Source organism: Aquimarina litoralis (genome assembly GCF_019295435.1).
GTDB lineage: Bacteria > Bacteroidota > Bacteroidia > Flavobacteriales > Flavobacteriaceae > Aquimarina > Aquimarina litoralis_A.
This window is the reverse complement of sequence record NZ_WEKL01000013.1, coordinates 111,110-132,688: the sequence shown is the minus strand read 5'-3', so window position 1 is coordinate 132,688 and position 21,579 is coordinate 111,110. Positions and strand designations below refer to the sequence as shown.

Sequence of the window (21,579 nt, the reverse complement as noted above, 5' to 3'; positions counted from 1 at the left end):
GATGATGTTTTCGGTTTTATAACTGTAAATGAAGGTATTAAAGTTCATAAAAAAGATTGTCCTAATGCCTTGCAAATGCAAAGTAATTATGCATATAGAATTATACAGGCTAAATGGATTGACTCAAGCCAAGAAGAATTCAAAGCAGTAATCAGGCTTAATGGAATTGATAATATAGGCGTTGTGAATGAGGTTACGCAGATTATATCTAATAACATGCATTTAGCTATTTATAATATGAATTTTGACACGAATGATGGCGTATTTACTGGAAAAATCACCGTTGGTGTAAAAAATAAGAATACACTAAAAACAGTAATTCAAAATCTTTCTAAAGTAAATGGGATTGATAAAGTCATCCGAGAATAAATCATGTTATTTTTTATTAATAACTATTTATAAATTTGGGCTCTCACTAATAAAAATAATGTAAATTTGTTTTTTAAATCATTATGAGTACCAAAACAACTGCGCAAAACGATCAAAATATCGTTAAAAATGTGTTTACCAGTTTTCTAGAAGAAAATGGACATAGAAAAACACCAGAGCGTTACGCTATACTTCAAGAAATATATGAAAGTGAAGAGCATTTTGATATAGAATCGCTGTATATCAAAATGAAAAATAAAAACTATCGTGTTAGTAGAGCTACACTTTATAACACTATAGAATTATTACTAGATTGCAAACTAGTTCGCAAGCACCAATTTGGTCAAAGTCAGGCACAATATGAAAAATCATATTTCGACAGGCAACATGACCATTTAATATTAACAGATACTGGTGATGTTTTAGAATTTTGTGATCCTAGAATACAATCCATAAAAAAAACAATCGAAGAAATTTTTGATGTAGAAATTACAAACCATTCATTGTATTTCTACGGAACTAAGAAAAAACCAACTAATCAAGAAAACTAATGGCGGTAAACTTATTACTTGGTCTTCAATGGGGAGACGAAGGTAAAGGAAAAATTGTAGACGTTCTTACAAAAAATTATGATATTATAGCTAGATTCCAAGGAGGCCCTAACGCAGGACACACTTTAGAGTTTGATGGAATAAAGCATGTATTACATACAATTCCAAGTGGAATTTTTCATGACAAAGCGGTTAACCTAGTAGGAAACGGTGTCGTAATCGATCCGGTGATCTTTAAAAAAGAACTGGATAATCTTGCCAAATTTAATATAGATTATAAATCAAAGCTTCTTATATCCAGAAAAGCACATTTAATTTTACCTACACATAGAATTCTTGATGCTGCTTCTGAAGCATCAAAAGGAAAGGCAAAAATTGGATCTACCTTAAAAGGAATTGGTCCTACATATATGGACAAGACCGGTAGAAATGGTATACGAGTTGGTGATTTAGAATTAAGTGATTGGAAAGAGCGTTACCGAACCCTTGCCAATAAACATGAAGCCATGATTGATTTCTACGATGCAAAAATAGAATACGATCTACAGGAATTAGAACAAGATTTCTTTGAGGCGGTTGAGACTTTAAAATCATTAACTTTTATTGATAGCGAAGAATATCTTCATCAAGCACAAAAAGAAGGTAAGAAAATATTGGCCGAAGGTGCGCAAGGTTCTTTATTAGATATTGATTTTGGAACCTATCCATTTGTTACCTCTTCCAATACTACGGCTGCAGGAGCTTGTACAGGATTAGGTGTGGCTCCAAACAAAATAAAAGAAGTCTTTGGAATATTTAAAGCATATACTACACGAGTAGGAAGTGGACCTTTTCCTACTGAATTATTTGATGAAGATGGAGAAACTATGGGACGTGTTGGTAATGAATTTGGTGCTACTACAGGAAGACCACGTAGATGTGGTTGGTTAGATTTAGTTGCTTTAAAATATGCCGTACATGTTAATGGAGTTACACAACTAATGATGATGAAAGGTGATGTTTTAAGTGGTTTTGAGACCTTAAAAGTCTGTACAGCATATAAGTACAAAGGAGAAACTATAGATCACTTACCATATAACATCGAACCAGAAAATGTAACACCGATCTATACTGAGATGAAAGGTTGGTCTGAGGATCTTACCAAAATGAGTGATAAATCTCAATTTCCAAAAGAATTAAATGAGTATATCGAATTTTTAGAAAAAGAATTAGAAACTCCTATCACTATTGTTTCTGTTGGACCAGATAGAACGCAAACTATACATAGATAATTATCTATTATCTAAAATACAAAACCCCTCAATCAAATGTGTTTGAGGGGTTTTTTGTTTCATCTTCTACCCTATCTAATTTTGAAGTAGTTCAACAGCTCTATCTATTCCACTATCTTTTCCTTCTTGAAAATCTAAGGTTGAAAAAAATGGTATTTGATTTTCCGGATTTTCTGGTCCTATTCCGACTATTTCAAAAACCTCGCCTTGCGCATCACTATATATTTCATTAGATACACCAACTTCTGCACCATTAGGCAATGTATGCGTGAGGATTGTTGAAAATGCTCCTGCTGTATGTTCTCCAACAATAGTAACATATGGTAAATCTTTCATGCATAAGGCGAAAAGTTCTGCTGCGCTTATAGATGCAGGACTGGTAAGTAAGATAATATCTTCCGTAAACTGAAAATTTCCTTTTGGTGCTACCGAGAAAGATTTATTTTCAGTAAAACTATTCCCTAATCTTGCCTTTTTAAAATATGAAACTCTTTCCTGATCCATAAATCGTGATACAATATCTAGAGCTACTGTATCTATACCACCACTATTAAAACGTATGTCAATAATTAATTTAGAAACTCCCGAGCTTTCCAGATCATCCATAATTGTATCCAATATTTCATTTAATGATGATAACTCATTATTAAAATCGGTTCCATAACCTTCCATACCAATGATATTGATGTATCCAATATCTTCATTAATCAATCCCCAAAGGATATTATCTCTTTCATCTATCTCAAAACTTCCATTTAAATAATCAGATACTATGGTTATCAATTTTTCATTCCCTAAATCAACATAATCCTCTACATTTTCTATTAAAAGGTCTCCACTTAAATTGCTATTTAATCTTTCCAAAATCCTAGGAGTTCCAGACTCAATCTGAATATTATTATCTTCATCTATAATACTAACATGTCCATCTTCTAATAAGAGAACTAATTCTTCTAGAATATCATAAAAGTTTTCTGTGGTAACTTGATCCCTTAAACTTTCATACTTAGACCAGTCTACATTTCGAGCTTCAAAAAAAGCATAATAATCATTGAAAATATTCCAAAAGTGATCAAAATTTACCTTTGGATCTTCGGTTACAGCTATCTGATCAGGCAGACAAAGTGGATTTTGATTTGTTAATCGAGTAAGCTTCACTTCAGAATCTGATAAGGCCGAAGTTGCTATTATTTCATTTTCACTAACCTGAAGAAGCTCAAAATCCTCTAGCATAAAATCATCTTCCTGAATTGCGCATCCAGCTGTATTGATATTATAAAGTATATCCTTACCGTCTGTAAACTCCATAATGTATCCTTTTTCGGCTGATAGCCAAAAACCGTTTAATGGATCCTCTATTGGAAGTGTAATATCATCATCGGATTGACAGGAAATAATGAAAAATAATAAAAGAAGTACATTTAAATTTTTAATGATTGTTGGATAGATTTCTTGTTTATTTATAGATAACATGTTATTTATTTTTAAAATTTTATAAGAAGTTGACATGGTTATGGAAGGAATATGGCAAAGCCTATTCATACTATCTTTTAAAAACGATATCCAATTTTGAAAGAAACATAGGGTGTCAAACCAATTTTTCTGCCATTATCGTTTCCGAAACCCAGCGCTGGCCCGATGCCTGTTTCATAATTAAAATGCTTACCGATATTCCTTCTAATACCCCAAATAGCAGCTAAAACAGGATGATTCAGTCGATCTCTTTTAGCTTCAGAACCGTCATAGTTATAATAACTCCCACGTAGTGATAGATAATTAGCACTATTACCGTCTATTCTTTTTCCTTTACTTGCTCTTCTATGTACATTGTAATACCAACGAGGTTCTAAGGATAGTACAGGTAATGAAGTACCACTACCAACTCCGTTTCCATTGTCTTCTGTCCATAAGCCTTCAATCGAAATTCCTATTTCACTTCGCAATGCAATTTGATCCGTTAACTTTAATTCATTATGGATCCATGCACCTACTACTCCTACTTGAATTCCAAAAATGGATTTTTCTACAGATACATCTTTAGCGTCTTGAGCGAATGTCAGATATGAAATCATTATTAAAATGGAACTAAAAATTACTTTTTTCATACTAAATATTAATTTGAAAAGGGTTATTAATTAAGATCAAGTAGTTAGTTGTCATTTTTTTGTTTTTAAATTTTACTCGAGTAAAAGTATATGTATCAAAAAAACAACAACGTAATTTTATGTCGGAAGAAGTGCTGAAACGGCAGAAGTATACGAATCAGGACGTTTTTTGAAGTTTTCTATATGCCCCAGGAGACACTCCTAGTGTTGTTTTGAAAGTACTATAGAAAGTACTCTTGGATTTGAAACCAACTKCCATACCAATAGCTTCTATAGAATATTTACTAAATATTGGATCGTGAAGTAATGTTTTAGCAGCTTCAATGCGGTATTCATTTACAAACTGAATAATACTCTTATGTATTTCCTGGTTTACGATTTGGGATAAATACCCTTCGCTTGTTTGTAATCGATTTGCCAGATCTAATCTACTCAAAAGAGGATTTTTATACAATTCCTCTTCTTCCATTAATTTGTATAATTCTGTAATAACTTTTGAAACTGTAGTTTCATTTATTTTCTTTTTTGTCTGAGCAACATGTAGTTTTTTAGAAACCAAATATTGATGAATTTCATCCCTTTGAACAATGATCTGTAGTTTAAAAATTCCATAATACAATATCCACCAGAACAAAAAGGATAGTAGTATCCATAGAAAATCCAGCATATATTCTGAGTCATTTATATAAAATTCTATAAAAGACAAAAACCAATATAAAATAAGACACACTAGGAAAAAGTTCAGTCGTAATAACCAGCGCTTTTTATCTTTTGAAATGGTAACAGATCCTTTTATTAATTTCCTCCCCCAAAAGATCAAAAACACATTATAGATAACCGATAAATTATCTTTAATACCATATGCTATAGCATCAAAAATTGGATTGTAAAGATTTAAAACAAAATCAAAAAAAGAAATAAATATTTCAAGAATCAAAGAGGCAACGAACGGAAAATAAAGCCATTTATACCAACTTTTAGTAAGGTACTTATGTTTAATTTGAATTAGAAAATAAGTGAATAAAGTAACTCCTACTAGAAGTTCTAACATAATATTGTCTAAAAATTGTAAGACAATATTATCAATCTCATACCAACCTAAAAAGGTCAAACTTGTCAGTAAAAACAATGATAACGCGAGATATTTATTAGCTCGACTCTTATAAAAAGAAGTAGTGATCAATGAGATACTTATAAAATATCCAATACATCCACTAGCAATAATGGCAAAATCTAATAAGGTACTATTCAATACAGGTAAAAGTTAGTTATCAATCAATATAATTAAATACTTCAAAAATTAGCACTTGTGGCAAACAAAGGATTACAGGACTCAAAACTAGCTCTTAAAAAAAGAAAGGCGGAAACACATTACGCTCCTGGTTTTATAATACCTTTAATATACTTGTACAAGTATAATCTTTATCTTACTCATTTGATCAATCAATCCTTCTATTTTTATGAAAAAGATGCTTCTTTTTGTTGTATTAGTGCTTTTAATACAAACTTCATTTAGTCAAAAAAATTTGAAAGCTGAACCTGTTTTAAAAGAAATAATTTCAAAATTCCCTACTGTAAGAGACTTCACTATATCTCCTACACAAGATGAAGTGTATTTTACAGCACAAGGATATTCTGGAGAATTATCCACCATAATACAAGTCAAAAAGAAACAAAACAAATGGCAAGAGCCTACAGTAGCTGCTTTTTCTGGTCAATATACAGATTTAGAACCTATGTTTTCACCAGACGGTCTTACATTATTTTTTGTTTCGAATAGACCTATTGATTCATCAGCTGATCAACCCAAAGATCAAGACATTTGGTATATCCAAAGAAAAAATGTTAACTCAGATTGGTCAAAACCTATAAACATTGGATCACCTATAAATACAGATGGAGATGAATTCTACCCTTCTATCGCTGCCAATGGAAATTTATATTTTACAAGTACAGGAAAAGGTACCAAAGGAAAGGATGATATTTTTGTGAGTGAATGGAAAAACAATAATTACGCTGCCCCTATTTCCCTAAGTGACGCAATAAATTCAGAAGGATATGAATACAATGCCTATATTGCTCCAGATGAATCTTTTTTAATTTTTGGCGGATATCAAAGGAAAGATGGGTTTGGTAGTGGAGATTTATACATTTCTAAAAAAACAACTGATAATACATGGTCTAAAGCTCAAATTTTATCCAAACCAATAAATTCTGACAAAATGGATTATTGTCCATATTATGATACAAACACAAACACTTTGTACTTCACGAGTAAAAGGACAATAATAAAAAATGATTTTGCGTTATCGAAAAATATAGAACAACTACTTACGCTAATGAATCCATATGAAAATGGGTTAAGCAAGGTATATAGTGTTCAGATAAAATTATGAATTCTGATGTTTTATTTTACCATAGGGATTTTTAAAAATCCTTGAGAGAGTAGTATATTTGCGCCAAAATTAGAAAACGTACTAATTGAGAGTCTTTTTTTCAATATTCATATTCGCTGCCTTCGTGTTAAGACCTACGATAGAAATTAGTAGCGTACTCTATTATCAATTAAATATTGATACAATCATAGAGAAATATTGTATAAACAAAAAACGACCTAAATTAAACTGTAATGGTAAATGTTATTTAATGACTCAGATGAAAATGAGTACAATAGCTGATAACCAAAACTCTGAAGCTTCCATTCCGATATTAGAAGCTTTTATCCCATTATTTTTCGAAGACAACACACTGAATATTGAGAACATCCTAACTTTTCATATAACACTTCAAAAGAATTGGAAAACATCAAATTTATCTACAAAAGATGTTTCCAAAGTTATAGATCATCCACCAGAGATTTATTTGTCATAACTATCAATCCTATTTAGTGATTGTATAACATCCTACAAACCGGCTCATGATTTCTATTTGTCGGTAAAATGCTGTATGCATTATTGAGACCAAAAACTATTAATTATAGAAAGTATTTGGATTCCCTATAATGCTGTTAAAATAGCATTACAACATCTATAATTTTTCAACTTAACAAATAAACACATATCAATTTTTGATGTGAGTTTTACAGATTTTCAACAATGAAAAACATCATAATTATGGCTATTCTTCTTTGTATAGGAGTACATAGCTATTCACAAACTTTTCAAGGAAAAGTTGTCGATAATTCCAACAACCCACTACCAGGAGCAACCATATCAGAAACAAGTACACCTTCAAATGGCGTTATGACAGATATAAATGGTTCTTTTGAGATCACGCTACAAAACTCCACTAAAGTTACGGTTAGTTTTTTAGGATACATTACGAAAACAATACAACTTACGGATGACCAAAACATTATACGTCTAACTTTAGATAATGTTGCATTAGACGAAGTGCTAGTTACTTCTGCGAGTAGAGAAATTCAGAAACGTTCTGAAGTTCCTGGATCAATTTCTACGATTTCTGCCAAAAACATAGAAGAAACAAAAGCTTTTGGTATTGATCAATTGGTAAATCAAGTACCAGGTGTATTTATGTCCACATCAAGAGCCGCTAGTAATGAGCAACATTTTATGGCCGTTCGATCTCCTATTTCTACCAAAGCACTTTTCCTATATCTAGAAGATGGATTGCAAATACGCCCAACTTCGGTATTTAACCATAATGCATTATTAGAGATGAATGATGTTTCGTATGAACGAATAGAAGTTCTTAAAGGTCCTGCTTCTAGTATCTACGGAAGTGAATCTATTGGAGGTAGTTTTAATTTTATCACTAAAAACCCTACAGAAGAGTTAAGCGGAAGTTTAGGTTTTCAAATTAATGATATCGGTTTATCTCGTTATGAATTAGAAGTGTCTGATAAAACAAGTGAAACCTTTGGTTTCTACTTAGGAGGTCATTACGTACAAAGAGAAAATGGTCCAATAGAGCACAGTGATTATGAAAAACTTGCCGTAACATTCAAAACCGTATATGATTTCTCTCCATTTACAAAATGGACTACGGTTTTAGATATTGTAGACTATAGATCGGATATGACAGGTTCCCTAAGTGAATCTGATTATTTTGGAGGGAATTTTGAAAGTGATCAAACCTTTACAGAAAGAGAAGCTTTAGCCTTTAGGTTAAGAACCACTTTAGATAAGTTCTGGAATGAAAGAAATAAGACCTCATTTAATTTTGTTTTCAGAGATAATACTATGGATCAAAATCCATCGTACAGAGTACGTCAGTTTAGAGATCAAGGACAATTAACAGGATTTGGATCTGGAGAGGTGAACTCTAATCAATTCAGAAGTTTTGTTGGACTAATCCAACACAAACTAGACTTCAATTTTGCAAATTCATCTTTAATACTTGGTGCTACTGGTGATTTCTCTCCTCAAAAGTATGTTGCCGAAACCACTAGTATTATTGTTGATCCTGAAACTGGTAGAAATCTTGATTTCAGTATTAATTCTGGAGATTTTCTGCTAAACTATGAAGCCGATATTTTTAATTATGCAGGTTTTTTACAATATGAAATATCACCAATTCAGCCTTTAAAAATAACCGCTGCGATACGATATGATGGTTTTGAATATGATTATGATAATCTGGCAGATGGAATTGTTGGTGTAGAAGATGCTGTAGATAATTTCAATAATCTTACTCCTAAACTTGGAATTAATTATAATTTTTCTTCCAAAGCCGGAATGTATGCGAATTATTCACAAGGTTTTACTCCTCCACAGGTTTCTACACTATACAGAAATCGAAATCAGGTTCAGGGAATAAAACCAAGTAGATACAATAATTACGAAATCGGTGGTTACTATACAATGCCCGCTAAACTTAAATTAGATGCGGCGATTTATCTGCTAGAAGGAAAAAACACTTTGATTACTTTACGTGATGATGATGATAACTTTTTTAATACCAATGCTGGTAAAACCAGATCTTATGGTATTGAATATGGGATTACATGGAATCCGCTAAAAGATCTATCAATTTACCATAATGGTAGCTATGCAAAGCATCGTTATATAGACTTTTTTGACAGTGGCATTGATTATTCAGATACTGAAAGAGAAACCGCTCCTAACCTATTAGGAAATTCAGGAATAACATATCGTAAAAACTTTGGTGCTCTTGGTTTTAGTATTACCGCAGAACATGAACTGGTTGGTGAGTACAATACAAGTTTTGAAAATCAAGTTGAAAACGAAGATGGAACGTTTGGAACTGCTACTTACGACGGACATAATGTATTTAATCTAAGAGCTTCTTTTAATTATAAAGGTATTGAAATCTGGGGGCATGCTCTAAATCTATTTGATGAATTATATGCAGCTAGGGCTTCTTTTAATCGATTTAGAGGAGAAAATAGTTTTACAATTGGAAACCCTAGAGCTTTTCATCTTGGAATGAGGTATATTTTTTAATATCAAAGGTACAACTTAAGATAAGTGTCTACTACAATATCAATTACAATGATATTATCAAAAAGAAAGATGTTGTAGTAGCTCTTTTTAAGTTTTTCTTTTCAACACGAATATTATGGAAAAAAAATCAAAATTGAATGCTTGGTTATGGAAATGGCATTTCATTGCCGGACTTATCTCTCTTCCGTTTGTTTTTATACTTTCTTTAACTGGGATTATATATTTGTTTAAGGCCGATTACGAAACTCCAAGACAAAAACATATAAAAGAAGTTACCATTGCAGGAACTCCAATTTCATTGCAAGAACAATGGGATATTGCAAATAAAAACGCTGTAAAAAAACCGAATTCAATGGTATTAAAAACATCTCCTAATCAAGCTACGGAGTTTGTATCTGGAAGGTTTGGTGGTAAAAGCAGCATTTTCATTAATCCATATACTAGCAAAGTTTCAGGTGAAATCATCGGAAAAAATACCACAATGTATAGTGTAAGAAAATTGCACGGAGAATTGTTAATGGGTGGATTTGGAACCAAAATCATAGAACTTGTAGCCAGTTGGATGATAGTGCTGATCCTAACAGGATTATACATTTGGTGGCCTAAAAGAGGTTGGAAAATAAAAGGATATTTCATACCAAGAACTGGTATAAACAAAAGGACATTGTATCGAGATATACATGCAATTTCTGGGTTTTGGATATCTATATTATTACTCATGATTCTTGCTGGTGGTTTTCCTTGGACAGATGTATTTGGAGAAAACTTCAAAACCATTCAAAAGGTAACAAATACAGGTTATCCCGCCACTTGGCAAGGACATCAAATCAAGTCCAATGTTTCGGGAACAGCATTAACTTTAGATCAAATGGTGATGAAAGCAGAAGCATTACAACTACCTGGAAAGGTTACCGTAAGTTTTCCTAAAGGGCCAAAAGGTGTTTTTAGCGTTTCTAATTTTAATCCATCTGATTTAGCTTCTCAACAAAAGATACATTTTGATCAATATTCAGGAAAACCCATTCTGAAACACACCTGGAAAGATGTTGGAATTTTGATGAGAGGAAGAATGTGGTTCATGGCTTTTCATCAGGGAGAATTTGGAGGTTGGAACTGGTGGTTAATTCTACTCACTGCCATTTTGTTTACAATCATGAGTATTTCTGCTCTAGCTTCTTATGTATTAAGAAAAAGAAAGAAAAGTTGGGGAGTACCTAAGGTCCCTACTTCTTTTAAAGTTGGATACGGAGTTGTTATATTGATCAGTATATTATCTCTCATCTTCCCTCTTTTTGGTGGAAGTATTTTAATCATTTTAGCAATAGAATACTTTAGAAAATATAAATTCTCCAAAATTTCTTAATCCTATACAACCATAATAGGTTGATTTTTAAAAAAATAATACATTTGAAATATTAAAAAAACATACCGATGAATACCAATAAACTATGGCCTTTCTTAGTAATAATAGGCCTTTTACTAAACTTCTCTTGTAATGGATTATCCAAAGAAGAAGAAGAATTTGATGTACTGATGCAAAAAGTAATCGATGTACACGATGAAGTAATGCCCAAGATGGGATCAATGAGTTCTTTAATCAAAGAATTAGAATCAAAAATTGACACTACTGTTACTGGAAAAAGTTATGAAAAAGCGCAAAAAGATCTTAAAGACTCCTATGATTTTATGATGGATTGGATGAGTAATTTTAGCACCAAATTCCCTTACGGAGAAGAGGTTACTGCTGATGATGCGGATAAATTCGAAGCTAAAATGAAGATGCTCCAAAAAGAAGAGGTTGAAGTTAATAAACTCAAAGAACAAATAAACTCTAGCATTGCAAACGCTGAAAAACTATTAAAAAAGTCATCATAATGAACTTTAATCTATAGTTTATAAAATTGTTTATTTTTGCTGCTGCAACAAATCGCTTAAACCAAATGAGAAAAATTATTTTATTAGCCTCTGTACTATTTTTTACCAATACTGTTGTACAAGCTCAGAAAAAGAAAGATTTATTAGCTGAAATCGATAAGCTTCGACAAGAACTTAGAACCAAAGATGGCGAACTAGTAGAAGCTCGTAAAAACGAAAGAGTAAGTCAATCCAAAGTAAAGACTATGGAAGCACAAGTAGCGGATCTTAAAGAAACTAATGCTACCCTTCTTTCGAATATGAATAGCTTTACTGAATTATCTAATAAAAAAGCTAGTAATCTTCAAACATCTCAGGAGATCATCAAAGCCAAGGATAAACAATTAAATGTTATTAATGATGCAATTACCGCTAATGACTCTATCAATTTAGCAGTATTTAGCAAATTTAAAAATGCAATTGGTGGTGATAATCTAAAAATTGGGAATGGAACTATTTTTATTATTTTACCAAATACTACACTTTTTGGAGAAGATGATAAAAACTATATCGTGTCAGATAAAGCAAAGCCTACTTTAGAAAAAATTGCAGCTACATTGAACGCCAATCCTGATCTAAATATCATCGTAGAAGGAAACAGTAATGCACTAAAACTAGACGGTAAAAAACTGATTGATAACTGGGATTTAAGTTCTAGACAAGCAGCATCAGTAGTACGAGTACTTCAATCAGATTATAAAGTAGATCCTAAAAGAATGGAAGCCTTAGGAAAAAGTGAATATGGTACTGAAGGAATTGAAACAGTTACTAGAATTATTATAGATCCTAAATTTAAGAACTTCTATAACCTAGTAAAGGAGAACATGAAAAACTAGTATCAAATAGTTCTATAGAAATCATAAAAAAGCCAACTTTATAAAGTTGGCTTTTTTAATACTATTATTTTAAAAAGCTTGCCAGCTTTTTATTTTTAAATTCTGATGGATTTAACCCAGTATGCTTTTTAAAGAATTTCGAAAAATGTCCCGCTTCTTTATATCCAAGTTCATAAGCGATTTCTTCAGATGTTTTATCAGAATATAACAATAACCTCTTTGCTTCTAACACAATACGTCCATTAATAGTAGCTAGTGGTGATTTATCGCTATATTTATGAAACAAATTGGATAAGGTTTTAGGAGACTTAAACAATAACTCAGCATAATCCGCTACCTGATGCTTTTCTCTAAAATGTTTTTCGATGAGAATATTAAATCTTCTAATGATGTCTAATTGATTATTTGGCAATCCAGGTTCTGGTAATTCTTCTTTAATAAGTCTTCTGGATTTGATCAAAAAACTCTTCAACAACGTTCTAAGCATTTCTCCTTGTATTTGATCTTTGTTCTCAAACTCTTCCTGAAAAGAATCGAACATAAAACCAAAACTTTCTTTATCCTTTTCTTTAAGTGTTAATATTTGTGGAACTGAAGAACCAAAAAACAAAAATCCATTACAAGAAACTTCTTGGTCATGATCTTGAATACAATAAAACTCTCTGTTAAATACTAGAGAAACGATTCCTTCTGTATTTTTATCGATTTCTAATACATTAATTGGTGTACAAAAGATGATTTGATCTTTTTCTAATTTAATAAGAGAACCATCTACTCGAAAACTTACAGCTTGTTCTTTACTCCACAAAATTTTATAAAGTCCCTTGTTAGTTAACAAGTCTAATGCAGGAGAACAATTAAAATCGGTAAGAATAAAAGTGCTCTCATCTTTTATGCTAGAATAATCTAATCTCATATTCAAATTAACAAATAAATTTTATCATAAAAGAAAAATCCTTTACTGTTAAGGAATAATTTACATTCTTTAACCTTTTACTCTAAGAGAAGTCGGTATAAATTAGTATTCCTTAAATAAAAATCCAGCTATAAAAATAGCTGGATTCAATTCTTGGTGTTAAGAAAGATGAGAGTTCCTAAAAATATACAAGATATGTCTTTCTATACACCGGCCACAATGAAAAATATTTAGGAACTCCATATCTAAAAATTACAGTTTTGACAAACCTAAAATCAATTATATCATCTTAAAACTTTATTTCTTTCAAAATCAAATTGCTACAAAACCCCGAAGCCACTGTACAATATTTATTTTGCATCTTATAACTCTTAATTTGCCATTTGTTATTATCATAAATAGCATACTGATTTTTTATTTTGATCTCTAAAAGAGGGATTCCTAATCCTTGTCCAATAGCTTTGGATACTGCTTCTTTTATAGTCCAAAATTCATAAAACCTCGAAACCCCATCTTTATTAATTTTTTCCATCTCATCCGAACTAAAAACATTATCAAACATAGTTACATCAAGATTATTTATTTCCTCTATGTCCACTCCTATATTTTTTTTACTAAAAGCACATACCACAGTATTTTCGCTATGAGAAATATTAAAATGAATATTACAGTTTTCTATATATGGTTTCCCAAAAGAGTCTTTTAAAAACCTATCAAACTCTAGGGAAGCTCCACAAAACATATAATGACCAACATAAACTAGAAGTTTGCCAATTAAACAATTATATCTATCCTGCCATCTCCTATATCTCAAAACCTCATTTTGAAATTTTCGAGGTAAAATATTTAGATAATAATCCCAAACTTCAACATCAAACTTTTCTGTAAAAGTATAATGCAGCAGATATGATTCATCCTGCTTAATATTAGTTTGTATATGTGTTTTCGGATCACTAAACACTATAGTTTGTGATAAATTTTGCTCATTAATAATATGATTCTTCATATTCTATGATTTCAGTTCACTTTACAGTTTTTGTTCATGTAAAAGCAAATATTGTTAACAACGCCAAAAGCAATGGAAATAGAAAGACTTAGCCTATTTAACCTAAATTATTTTCTACTTTATAAACACTAGGATCAAGAACGATTCTGTTAACAAAATCGATTGTATCTTTCCTTGTGAATACATAGAGGTCTAATTTTTATGGAGACTTTGAATAAAAGATGCTATTCTCTGATTTCTTTTTTATTGAAGCTTGGAACATGGCCAAGATTATGGCTATTAACAGTATATTTACTTTTTAAATTTTCTTTGATGTCAAGAGTTGAATACGTCCTTGCACATCATTCAGCTACGCCTGATTAAAGGGACAGGTATGATTTTTACAAGTACACGAATCTTCTAATGCAATTGTTCCTACTTTAGCCTTACTTCGTTTTACTTTACACGTAACTTTATCTTTAATATTAAAAGTTTTTCTTTTTTTCATCCTTTCGAAATTTTAGATGTTTTAATAGGTTTATGGTTATTATAAATCCATTAAAGATTGGATTCTTCTTTACCATTTTTTAGAACTGCTCTCTTTTATGTGCTTTATTAAGCCTTCAACATATTTTCGAGTACTACTCATTAAGAGTTTATTCGTTGAGACTATTACAAGTAGAATTACTTTTCCTCAATTCAGAAGTGCCAAATCTACCATCAAGGAATTAGTCTTTATAAGACACCCCAATAGAACAGATACGTAAATAGTAAAATGTTTGAGAACAGCACTGAAAAAACAATACTTCTGTCATTGATAATTTTAATCCGAACTATGAAGTATAACATTGTTATAAAGAGTAATACACTAAATATTAGTAATACGGTAAATATGTAATTGAAATTTTCCGGCAGACCAAATGCTAAGACAAAATAGTTTTGACCAGCTACTTTCATTAAAGCCAAAACAAGACTAATCAAGCCAGTGATCCCAACAATAGATGTTAGAATACTAAGAACTCTTATTATTTTATCAGAATTAGTATTGTATTGTTTCTTCACTAATTTGGTCACATATGTGAACACAAACACAAACATTATTAGCAATGCCACAAACAATGGAAGTAAAAAGACTAAATTAATTTTACTTAGGTTATTACCAACTTTTGAGACACCTGGATTAATAACAACGCCATTAACAAAGTCCACAGCATCTTCATTGTTGAATGCAGAGACATCTATTTGCTTATCAGGATCATTAATAAAAGCTTCAGCTACTTGATTACCTGTTTTTGTAAAACCTGGAACATGACCTAGGTTATGCCCAATAACGGTATATCCATTTTTAAATTTTCGAGCTACTTCATCACCATTTCCAACTGGAGTTATAGGGTCATATTCCCCGGAAAATATGAGTACTGGAGATGATATACTTGATAATTTAGATAAATCATAAGGTACTATTGTATCCTGTCGACTAAGGTTCCATTTCTCACATACCTTAAAATCCGATTTGTAAAAGGAAACTCCACCTTTTAATCCTTTATATCTAGATGCATCTGTTTGGTATTCTGAGATTTTATTGTTGGGTAGTGTTTCATTACAACTTACACAATAATATACTCCATAATCCATACCCAACAAACTAGAAAAGGCAGGCACTAAATTTCCTAAAGCATCTTCATTTCTTTCCTGAAATTGATAGATTAAAAGAGGAATAACCTCTACAAGTTTCTTATGATATAATGCTTGTTGTATTGCTATTTTAAAATCCTCGGAGTTATAGGTAAACTCACCTGATTCAATCAGTTTTTTGTCAACTTTTACAGTTATTGGTTGTTCTTCTAAATCTGCAATAGTTTTGTAATAGACCTGCTCTAAATCTGGATATTGATCATTGCATACGGAGTCATTTAAGCATTTTTTAAATACTTTAGAAAGACTGCTTATATAATTAGTTGTATTCTTTGTATAGTATGTTGATATATCAGAAATGGAAGAATCCAATGATAAGGTTTTAATATCTGTTGGATACATATTGGCATATACTTGGGCCATATATGTACCATAAGAAGCTCCATAAACATGCCAATTAGAATATCCCAATAACGTCTTTAAAGCATGTAAATCTTGTGACACTGATAAACTATTATAAGCCTCTATATCTACTCCTTGATTTAAAAGATCTTGTTTACACGACAATGCTTCAGCTGTTTTTTGCTTTTCATCTTCTGTTTCTGATTGATTTTTAGCCAAGATTTCCATAAATTTTTTCCCTAAATCAGGACAAAGTCTAGGCTCTGAAAATCCGGTTCCTCGAATATCAAACAAGACAATATCATTCTTTTCTCGAAGAGGATGCTTATACCAAGAACCAATGTTTTGAACACCACTAGCTCCAGGACCACCTTGAATAAAAACAACAGCATCAGCATCCGTCTTATTAGACTTATTTTTTAATATGGAAACTGCGATTTTAATGGTGTTACTTTTTGGATCATCCCAATTTTCGGGAACGGAAAGAAACTTATACGCTATCCTATCCTCTTTTAATACATCTGCATTAGGGAAAAACGTTTCCGTCTTTTGTAGAGATCCATTTTGACTTTGTATTGATGTAAAACAACTAAAGACCAACAATACAATTGCTGTTATATTTTTCATATAAAAACTCATAATTTCTGATTATTCTAATTTTATTTATTTGTGATATTTAAAAGCTAAAATCTATTTCAATAGCTTTTTCTTGTTCAAATGCTAAGTCTGCATTTATGTCATTTATTGAGACATTCGAGTTATGTACGAGCTCTTCAAGAATTTTTTTGTATTTCAAAACCAGAAGTTCGATGGTTTCGATTTCATATTTACTTGTATCGTAATAAATAGAACCATGTAGATGCTCTTCATTTATAGAAAAGCTAACTAATAGCGGCAACCTATTGTATTTTGCATCTACTGTATTAAACTCTAAGGAGAAATCTTGATTTATTTCAATTTTCTCATAGTTAAACGTAGGATTTTGTAATACCAAAATTGCTTCTAATCTTAAAGAGCTGAGTATCTCTTCGGGAATATCTTGATGCTTATCAATTGCCAGCATATCCTCTTGTACATTTTGTAACATATCTGTAAACAATTGTTCAGGATCTATTTTTAAACGTAATGGCAATGTTTTTACAAACATTCCAATCTGAGAATGTAGATCTGAAAAAGGTCTCCCAGAATTTATAGTTCCTATACAAATATCACTAAGCCCTTCCATTTTATAAATTAGTATATTAAATGCTGTAGCTAATAGTGTATGCAGTGTAGTCTTTTGACTTAATGCTGTTTGATTTAACCTTTCAAGAAATGTCTTGTCCCAGTCGAAATGATAAAAACTTCCAGAATACTTTTCACTCAATTTTTCATCCTGATCATAAGAAACAAGACTTCTCCATTGATAATTATTTAGATACTGTTTCCAAAATTGATAGTTATCATTTTTGTTATTAAGCTCCATATTATGTTGCCAAACAGCATAATCTTTAAACTGAAGGCTTAGCTCTTCTTGTTGAAAGTTTATTTCTGAGGTTAAAGAAATATAATGCCCAATAACTTCTTTAATCAAAACTTCTAGCGACCATCCATCCATCATAATATGATGGGTTACAAATAATAATAGGCGATCTCCTGCTGATGTTTCAAACATTCCTAAACGTACTAGAGTTTCTTCTTTAAGATCAAACTCTTGATTGGCATATTCTTCTAGTTCTCTTTTTATATTGGAATTATCCACAAAAAAACGATCTATTTTAAATAGCGTTTCTTTATTTGATCTAATTATTTGATGAGGAGCTCCTTCAAATTCAACAAAATTTGTTCGTAGCATTTCATATTTATCAATAATTTTTCTGAATGCTTTTTCTAACAATACATGATCAAACTCACCATTTACTCTATAAGATCTAAACATATTATATGCGACTGACTTTTCACTTTGGAATGAAGCCAACCATATTGCATATTGTGGTAATGTAATTGGGTAATGAGATTTTACTGTTGTTCTTGGTATTGATTTTAACTCTTGGATCTCTTTTCTCTCTAAAAACGACGATAATGATGCTATTGTAGGATAATCAAAAATTGTTTTCAAAGAAATCTGGTATCCTAATTCTTTTTCTATTTTACCTATTAATCTAACTGCGTTTAATGAGTGTCCTCCAAGTCTGAAAAAATTATCTGTGATACCTATTTCACTTTTTGTTTCTAAAACCTCTTTATAATATTCGCAAAGCTTAATCTCTAAAAAGGATGTTGGTTTTTTATGTTTAGATGTATTAGATGAAACCTCTATATCTCTCGATGCTAATATTTTCCTGTCTACTTTTTTATTAGGTGTTAATGGAAAACTCTCTAATGGAATAAAAGTATAAGGAATCATATACTCTGGTAATTCTTTTTGTAAATGGGCTATTATATCATCTACATCAAGATTCTCTTGATTTAGAACAACATAAGCAACTAATGAAGATTCCTGGTTTTTTCTCTTTTTAGCAATAACAACTGATGATTTTATTGCTTCCAATTGGTTCAGTTTGGTTTCTATTTCACCCAGCTCAATACGATATCCTCTAATTTTTACTTGATGATCAATACGACCTAAAAACTCAATTTCTCCATCAGTATTCCACTTACCAATATCACCAGTATTATATATTTTTCCACTTTCGTCAAATGGATTATTTATAAATTTTTCTTTTGTTAATGTTTCGTTTTTAAAATATCCTTTTGCTAATCCATCACCTCCTATATAAATAGTCCCAGAAGTACCAATTGGCAACAACTTCTTGTATGCATCTAGTACATAAATGCATGTATTATGTATAGGCTTTCCAATATTGGAAGCATCCTTAGGTGATTCAATCTTCTTTATACTTGACCAAATTGTTGTCTCTGTTGGACCATACATGTTCCAAACCTCTGAGCAAGTATTTAATAAGCTTTCAGCTAAAGATTCACTTAACAAATCTCCTCCACATAATACTTTCACTCTATTATCTCCTTCCCAGTTCGCATTATAAAGCATTTGATAAAAACTAGGAGTCGCTTGTATTATAGTAGGGTTAACTTCTTTTAATTCTTGTTTTATAGCTAACGGATCAATCAACGTATCATTACTAACAACATATAATGTTGCCCCTGAAATCAACGGAGTAAAGAACTCTAATATCGAAATATCAAAAGACTGAGTGGTAACAGAAAACAGTAGGTCTTCATTAGTTATCCCAGGTTTTTGTTGGATACTCAATAAAAAATTCAATAGTGATTGATGTCCTATTTCAACTCCTTTAGGATTTCCAGTAGATCCCGAAGTATATATTATATAAGCCGTATCTGATGAATTCGGTCTGCTTAAAGAATACGTTTTATTAAGGGTACTATCGCTAAGTATCGTTTCAATATTAACAAACCTAACCTTTGTATCAATTACATCTTGCTGTTCAACATTCCCTATAATACATTTTACATCACTATGAGTAATTATGTATTTAAGTCGTTCTTTGGGGAAACTCGGATCTAAAGGAATATAAGCTCTTCCTGATTTAAAAATTCCCATTAAAACCGCCACTAAATCTGCTGAACGATTCATTAAAACCGCAATAGGAGATGTATCCTGGCATTCAATCTCTCTAGAAATATAGTCAGCAATTTGATTTGATACTATATTTAATTCCTCATAGGTATAAGTTTTAAACCTATCTTGAATTGCAATTGTATTTGGGCGTTTTGTTACTTGATTATCAAAATAGGATACTAGTGTTGCATCTCCATCATAGTTTGATACAGTTTGATTAAAAGCTCCTAATAATTGTTGTTCCTCTCTATTCGTTAAGTAATTGTATTCTGATAACTTTTTACTGCTACTCTTAATCACGTCATTCATAAGACACTCAAAATGTGCGACTAACTGACTAGCTGAATCCTCATCAAAATAATTTACATTATAATCAAAGTCTATTTTGACATCTTCCTGATCATCAAACTCTCGGATATAAACTGCTAAAGCAACTCTTTCAGATTGATGAGTTAACGGAATAACTCTAGTTTCTGTATTTTTAAAATGATCTGAATAATTCTGCTTTTCATAAGACAATGTAATATTAAAAAGTCTATCCTTATCTTGGAAAAGATCGAGTTCTTTTATCAACTTTCCTAGTGGATAACGCTGATGACGATAGTCTTGTCTTAATTGTTGTTTTATTTGACCTATTAAGTCTTCAAATGTATCCTCAAAATCAAGAGAAATACGCAAAGCGGAAACTCCCATAAAAAGCCCTACTGTTTTCTTAAAAACAGACTTACCTCTATTTAATACTGGAATTCCAATGGCAAAATCTTTATTTTGATGTTTCTTTCCAAAATAGAGATATAACAAAGCCAGGATAACATGAAAAGTTGAACTTTTATGTTCTTTAGCTATACCCAAAAGTTCATTATATACTGAACGTTTTATCATCAACTCTTTTCGTCTGCTCTTATTTAGATCAATAGTATCATCAAGCTTTTCAAATAGACGTTCAGGAAGATTTTGAAACTTACTTTTCCAAAAAAGTTCATCTTTTAAATATGCCTCCGAAAGACTATATTCTCTATCATCCTGAACAAAATCTTTATAGTTATAAGGATATGTTGTTATTACACGTCCGGATTCTATAAGTTCATTATAATTTTTGACTAGTCTTTGAAACATTAAGGATGTTCCCCAACCATCAGTAATAATATGATGATATACTGAAAACAGATAGTGATTTGTTTCATCTACTTTAACCAAAATGAATTTGTGTAATAATTCTTTAGAATTAAAATCGAAAGGTTCTACAAAAGTTGTTTGCATGAACGTTTCAGCCTTATCATTAGCATCTTCTTGATTAGAAAAATCAATAAAACCAAGAGTAGAATCATGTTCTGGTAAGGTTTTCATTTCAGCATTTCCTCCAGCATTGACGACAATACTCCTATATGCATCATGCTGCTCGATAAGCTTTATGTAAGCTTCATTCAGGGTTTTAAAATCTATATTACCCTTAATTACTATTTTGGCACCTATATTATAAATAGGTTGGTTAGGGTATAACAACTGCTCAAAATAGACATCTTGTTGTGGAAGTGTCAATTTCATGTCGATATTCTATAAATTAAAGAAATGTTTTCTCTTCTATAGAA

At 31.2% G+C, this 21,579-nt stretch carries 16 protein-coding genes; 9 read left to right on the top strand and 7 right to left on the bottom strand.

All coding sequences use genetic code 11. The features are described 5' to 3' along the window. From GBO31_RS09325 to GBO31_RS09315, 3 genes are all read left to right on the top strand, one after another. Window positions 1–369, top strand: a 369-nt coding sequence (locus tag GBO31_RS09325; RefSeq protein WP_343211298.1) for an ACT domain-containing protein, incomplete at its 5' end; no start/stop codon positions are given. Window positions 370–452: 83 nt separating this feature from the next. After that, on the top strand, window positions 453–920 hold the full coding sequence (locus tag GBO31_RS09320) for a Fur family transcriptional regulator (protein WP_219008067.1): 468 nt from the start codon (window positions 453–455) through the stop codon (window positions 918–920). Next, window positions 920–2,191, top strand: a complete 1,272-nt coding sequence (locus GBO31_RS09315; protein ID WP_219008066.1) for an adenylosuccinate synthase — start codon at window positions 920–922, stop codon at window positions 2,189–2,191. The genes GBO31_RS09320 and GBO31_RS09315 overlap by 1 nt, the downstream gene beginning before the upstream one ends. A 75-nt stretch (window positions 2,192–2,266) precedes the next feature. Here the strand turns inward: GBO31_RS09315 and GBO31_RS09310 are convergent, their stop codons facing one another. From GBO31_RS09310 to GBO31_RS09300, 3 genes are all read right to left on the bottom strand, one after another. After that, window positions 2,267–3,664 (bottom strand): S41 family peptidase, encoded by a 1,398-nt coding sequence (locus tag GBO31_RS09310; RefSeq protein ID WP_219008065.1) that lies wholly within the window; start codon window positions 3,662–3,664, stop codon window positions 2,267–2,269. A gap of 77 nt (window positions 3,665–3,741) precedes the next feature. Further along, window positions 3,742–4,296: a hypothetical protein gene (locus GBO31_RS09305; RefSeq protein WP_219008064.1), complete on the bottom strand. Its 555-nt coding sequence runs from the start codon at window positions 4,294–4,296 to the stop codon at window positions 3,742–3,744. Window positions 4,297–4,453: 157 nt separating this feature from the next. Beyond that, on the bottom strand, window positions 4,454–5,548 hold the full coding sequence (locus GBO31_RS09300; RefSeq protein WP_219008063.1) for a helix-turn-helix domain-containing protein: 1,095 nt from the start codon (window positions 5,546–5,548) through the stop codon (window positions 4,454–4,456). Between the two features lie 208 nt (window positions 5,549–5,756). Here GBO31_RS09300 and GBO31_RS09295 point away from each other — a divergent pair, with 208 nt between their 5' ends. From GBO31_RS09295 to GBO31_RS09270, 6 genes are all read left to right on the top strand, one after another. Then, window positions 5,757–6,692 (top strand): hypothetical protein, encoded by a 936-nt coding sequence (locus tag GBO31_RS09295; protein WP_219008062.1) that lies wholly within the window; start codon window positions 5,757–5,759, stop codon window positions 6,690–6,692. Between the two features lie 265 nt (window positions 6,693–6,957). After that, window positions 6,958–7,167 (top strand): hypothetical protein, encoded by a 210-nt coding sequence (locus tag GBO31_RS09290; protein WP_219008061.1) that lies wholly within the window; start codon window positions 6,958–6,960, stop codon window positions 7,165–7,167. 224 nt (window positions 7,168–7,391) lie between these two features. Continuing rightward, a complete protein-coding gene (locus GBO31_RS09285) occupies window positions 7,392–9,722 on the top strand; it encodes a TonB-dependent receptor (RefSeq protein ID WP_219008060.1) in 2,331 nt (776 codons plus the stop codon). A 115-nt stretch (window positions 9,723–9,837) separates the two neighbouring features. Further along, complete coding sequence (locus GBO31_RS09280; RefSeq protein WP_219008059.1) at window positions 9,838–11,085, top strand: PepSY-associated TM helix domain-containing protein; 1,248 nt, start codon at window positions 9,838–9,840, stop codon at window positions 11,083–11,085. Between the two features lie 68 nt (window positions 11,086–11,153). Continuing rightward, window positions 11,154–11,597, top strand: coding sequence for a hypothetical protein (locus GBO31_RS09275; protein WP_219008058.1), 444 nt, complete (start codon window positions 11,154–11,156; stop codon window positions 11,595–11,597). A gap of 65 nt (window positions 11,598–11,662) precedes the next feature. Further along, a complete protein-coding gene (locus GBO31_RS09270) occupies window positions 11,663–12,472 on the top strand; it encodes an OmpA family protein (RefSeq protein ID WP_219008057.1) in 810 nt (269 codons plus the stop codon). Window positions 12,473–12,536: 64 nt separating this feature from the next. Here the strand turns inward: GBO31_RS09270 and GBO31_RS09265 are convergent, their stop codons facing one another. The 4 genes from GBO31_RS09265 to GBO31_RS09250 all read right to left on the bottom strand — a co-directional run bounded on the left by GBO31_RS09265 (window position 12,537) and on the right by GBO31_RS09250 (window position 21,535). Continuing rightward, window positions 12,537–13,388, bottom strand: a complete 852-nt coding sequence (locus tag GBO31_RS09265) for a helix-turn-helix domain-containing protein (RefSeq protein WP_219008056.1) — start codon at window positions 13,386–13,388, stop codon at window positions 12,537–12,539. Between the two features lie 289 nt (window positions 13,389–13,677). Further along, window positions 13,678–14,394 (bottom strand): 4'-phosphopantetheinyl transferase family protein, encoded by a 717-nt coding sequence (locus GBO31_RS09260; protein ID WP_219008055.1) that lies wholly within the window; start codon window positions 14,392–14,394, stop codon window positions 13,678–13,680. Between the two features lie 714 nt (window positions 14,395–15,108). Further along, window positions 15,109–17,037, bottom strand: coding sequence for an alpha/beta fold hydrolase (locus GBO31_RS09255; protein ID WP_219008054.1), 1,929 nt, complete (start codon window positions 17,035–17,037; stop codon window positions 15,109–15,111). A gap of 49 nt (window positions 17,038–17,086) precedes the next feature. Beyond that, a complete protein-coding gene (locus GBO31_RS09250; protein ID WP_219008053.1) occupies window positions 17,087–21,535 on the bottom strand; it encodes a non-ribosomal peptide synthetase in 4,449 nt (1,482 codons plus the stop codon). Window positions 21,536–21,579 lie beyond the last annotated feature (44 nt).

Excerpts from the sequence above, each read along its gene's own strand:
- GBO31_RS09320 (WP_219008067.1), top strand. The coding sequence starts at position 453 with ATGAGTACCAAAACAACTGCGCAAAACGATCAAAATATCGTTAAAAAT.
- GBO31_RS09315 (WP_219008066.1), top strand. The coding sequence starts at position 920 with ATGGCGGTAAACTTATTACTTGGTCTTCAATGGGGAGACGAAGGTAAA.
- GBO31_RS09310 (WP_219008065.1), bottom strand. The coding sequence starts at position 3,664 with ATGTTATCTATAAATAAACAAGAAATCTATCCAACAATCATTAAAAAT.
- GBO31_RS09305 (WP_219008064.1), bottom strand. The coding sequence starts at position 4,296 with ATGAAAAAAGTAATTTTTAGTTCCATTTTAATAATGATTTCATATCTG.
- GBO31_RS09295 (WP_219008062.1), top strand. The coding sequence starts at position 5,757 with ATGAAAAAGATGCTTCTTTTTGTTGTATTAGTGCTTTTAATACAAACT.
- GBO31_RS09290 (WP_219008061.1), top strand. The coding sequence starts at position 6,958 with ATGAGTACAATAGCTGATAACCAAAACTCTGAAGCTTCCATTCCGATA.
- GBO31_RS09285 (WP_219008060.1), top strand. The coding sequence starts at position 7,392 with ATGAAAAACATCATAATTATGGCTATTCTTCTTTGTATAGGAGTACAT.
- GBO31_RS09280 (WP_219008059.1), top strand. The coding sequence starts at position 9,838 with ATGGAAAAAAAATCAAAATTGAATGCTTGGTTATGGAAATGGCATTTC.
- GBO31_RS09275 (WP_219008058.1), top strand. The coding sequence starts at position 11,154 with ATGAATACCAATAAACTATGGCCTTTCTTAGTAATAATAGGCCTTTTA.
- GBO31_RS09270 (WP_219008057.1), top strand. The coding sequence starts at position 11,663 with ATGAGAAAAATTATTTTATTAGCCTCTGTACTATTTTTTACCAATACT.
- GBO31_RS09265 (WP_219008056.1), bottom strand. The coding sequence starts at position 13,388 with ATGAGATTAGATTATTCTAGCATAAAAGATGAGAGCACTTTTATTCTT.
- GBO31_RS09260 (WP_219008055.1), bottom strand. The coding sequence starts at position 14,394 with ATGAAGAATCATATTATTAATGAGCAAAATTTATCACAAACTATAGTG.
- GBO31_RS09255 (WP_219008054.1), bottom strand. The coding sequence starts at position 17,037 with ATGAAAAATATAACAGCAATTGTATTGTTGGTCTTTAGTTGTTTTACA.
- GBO31_RS09250 (WP_219008053.1), bottom strand. The coding sequence starts at position 21,535 with ATGAAATTGACACTTCCACAACAAGATGTCTATTTTGAGCAGTTGTTA.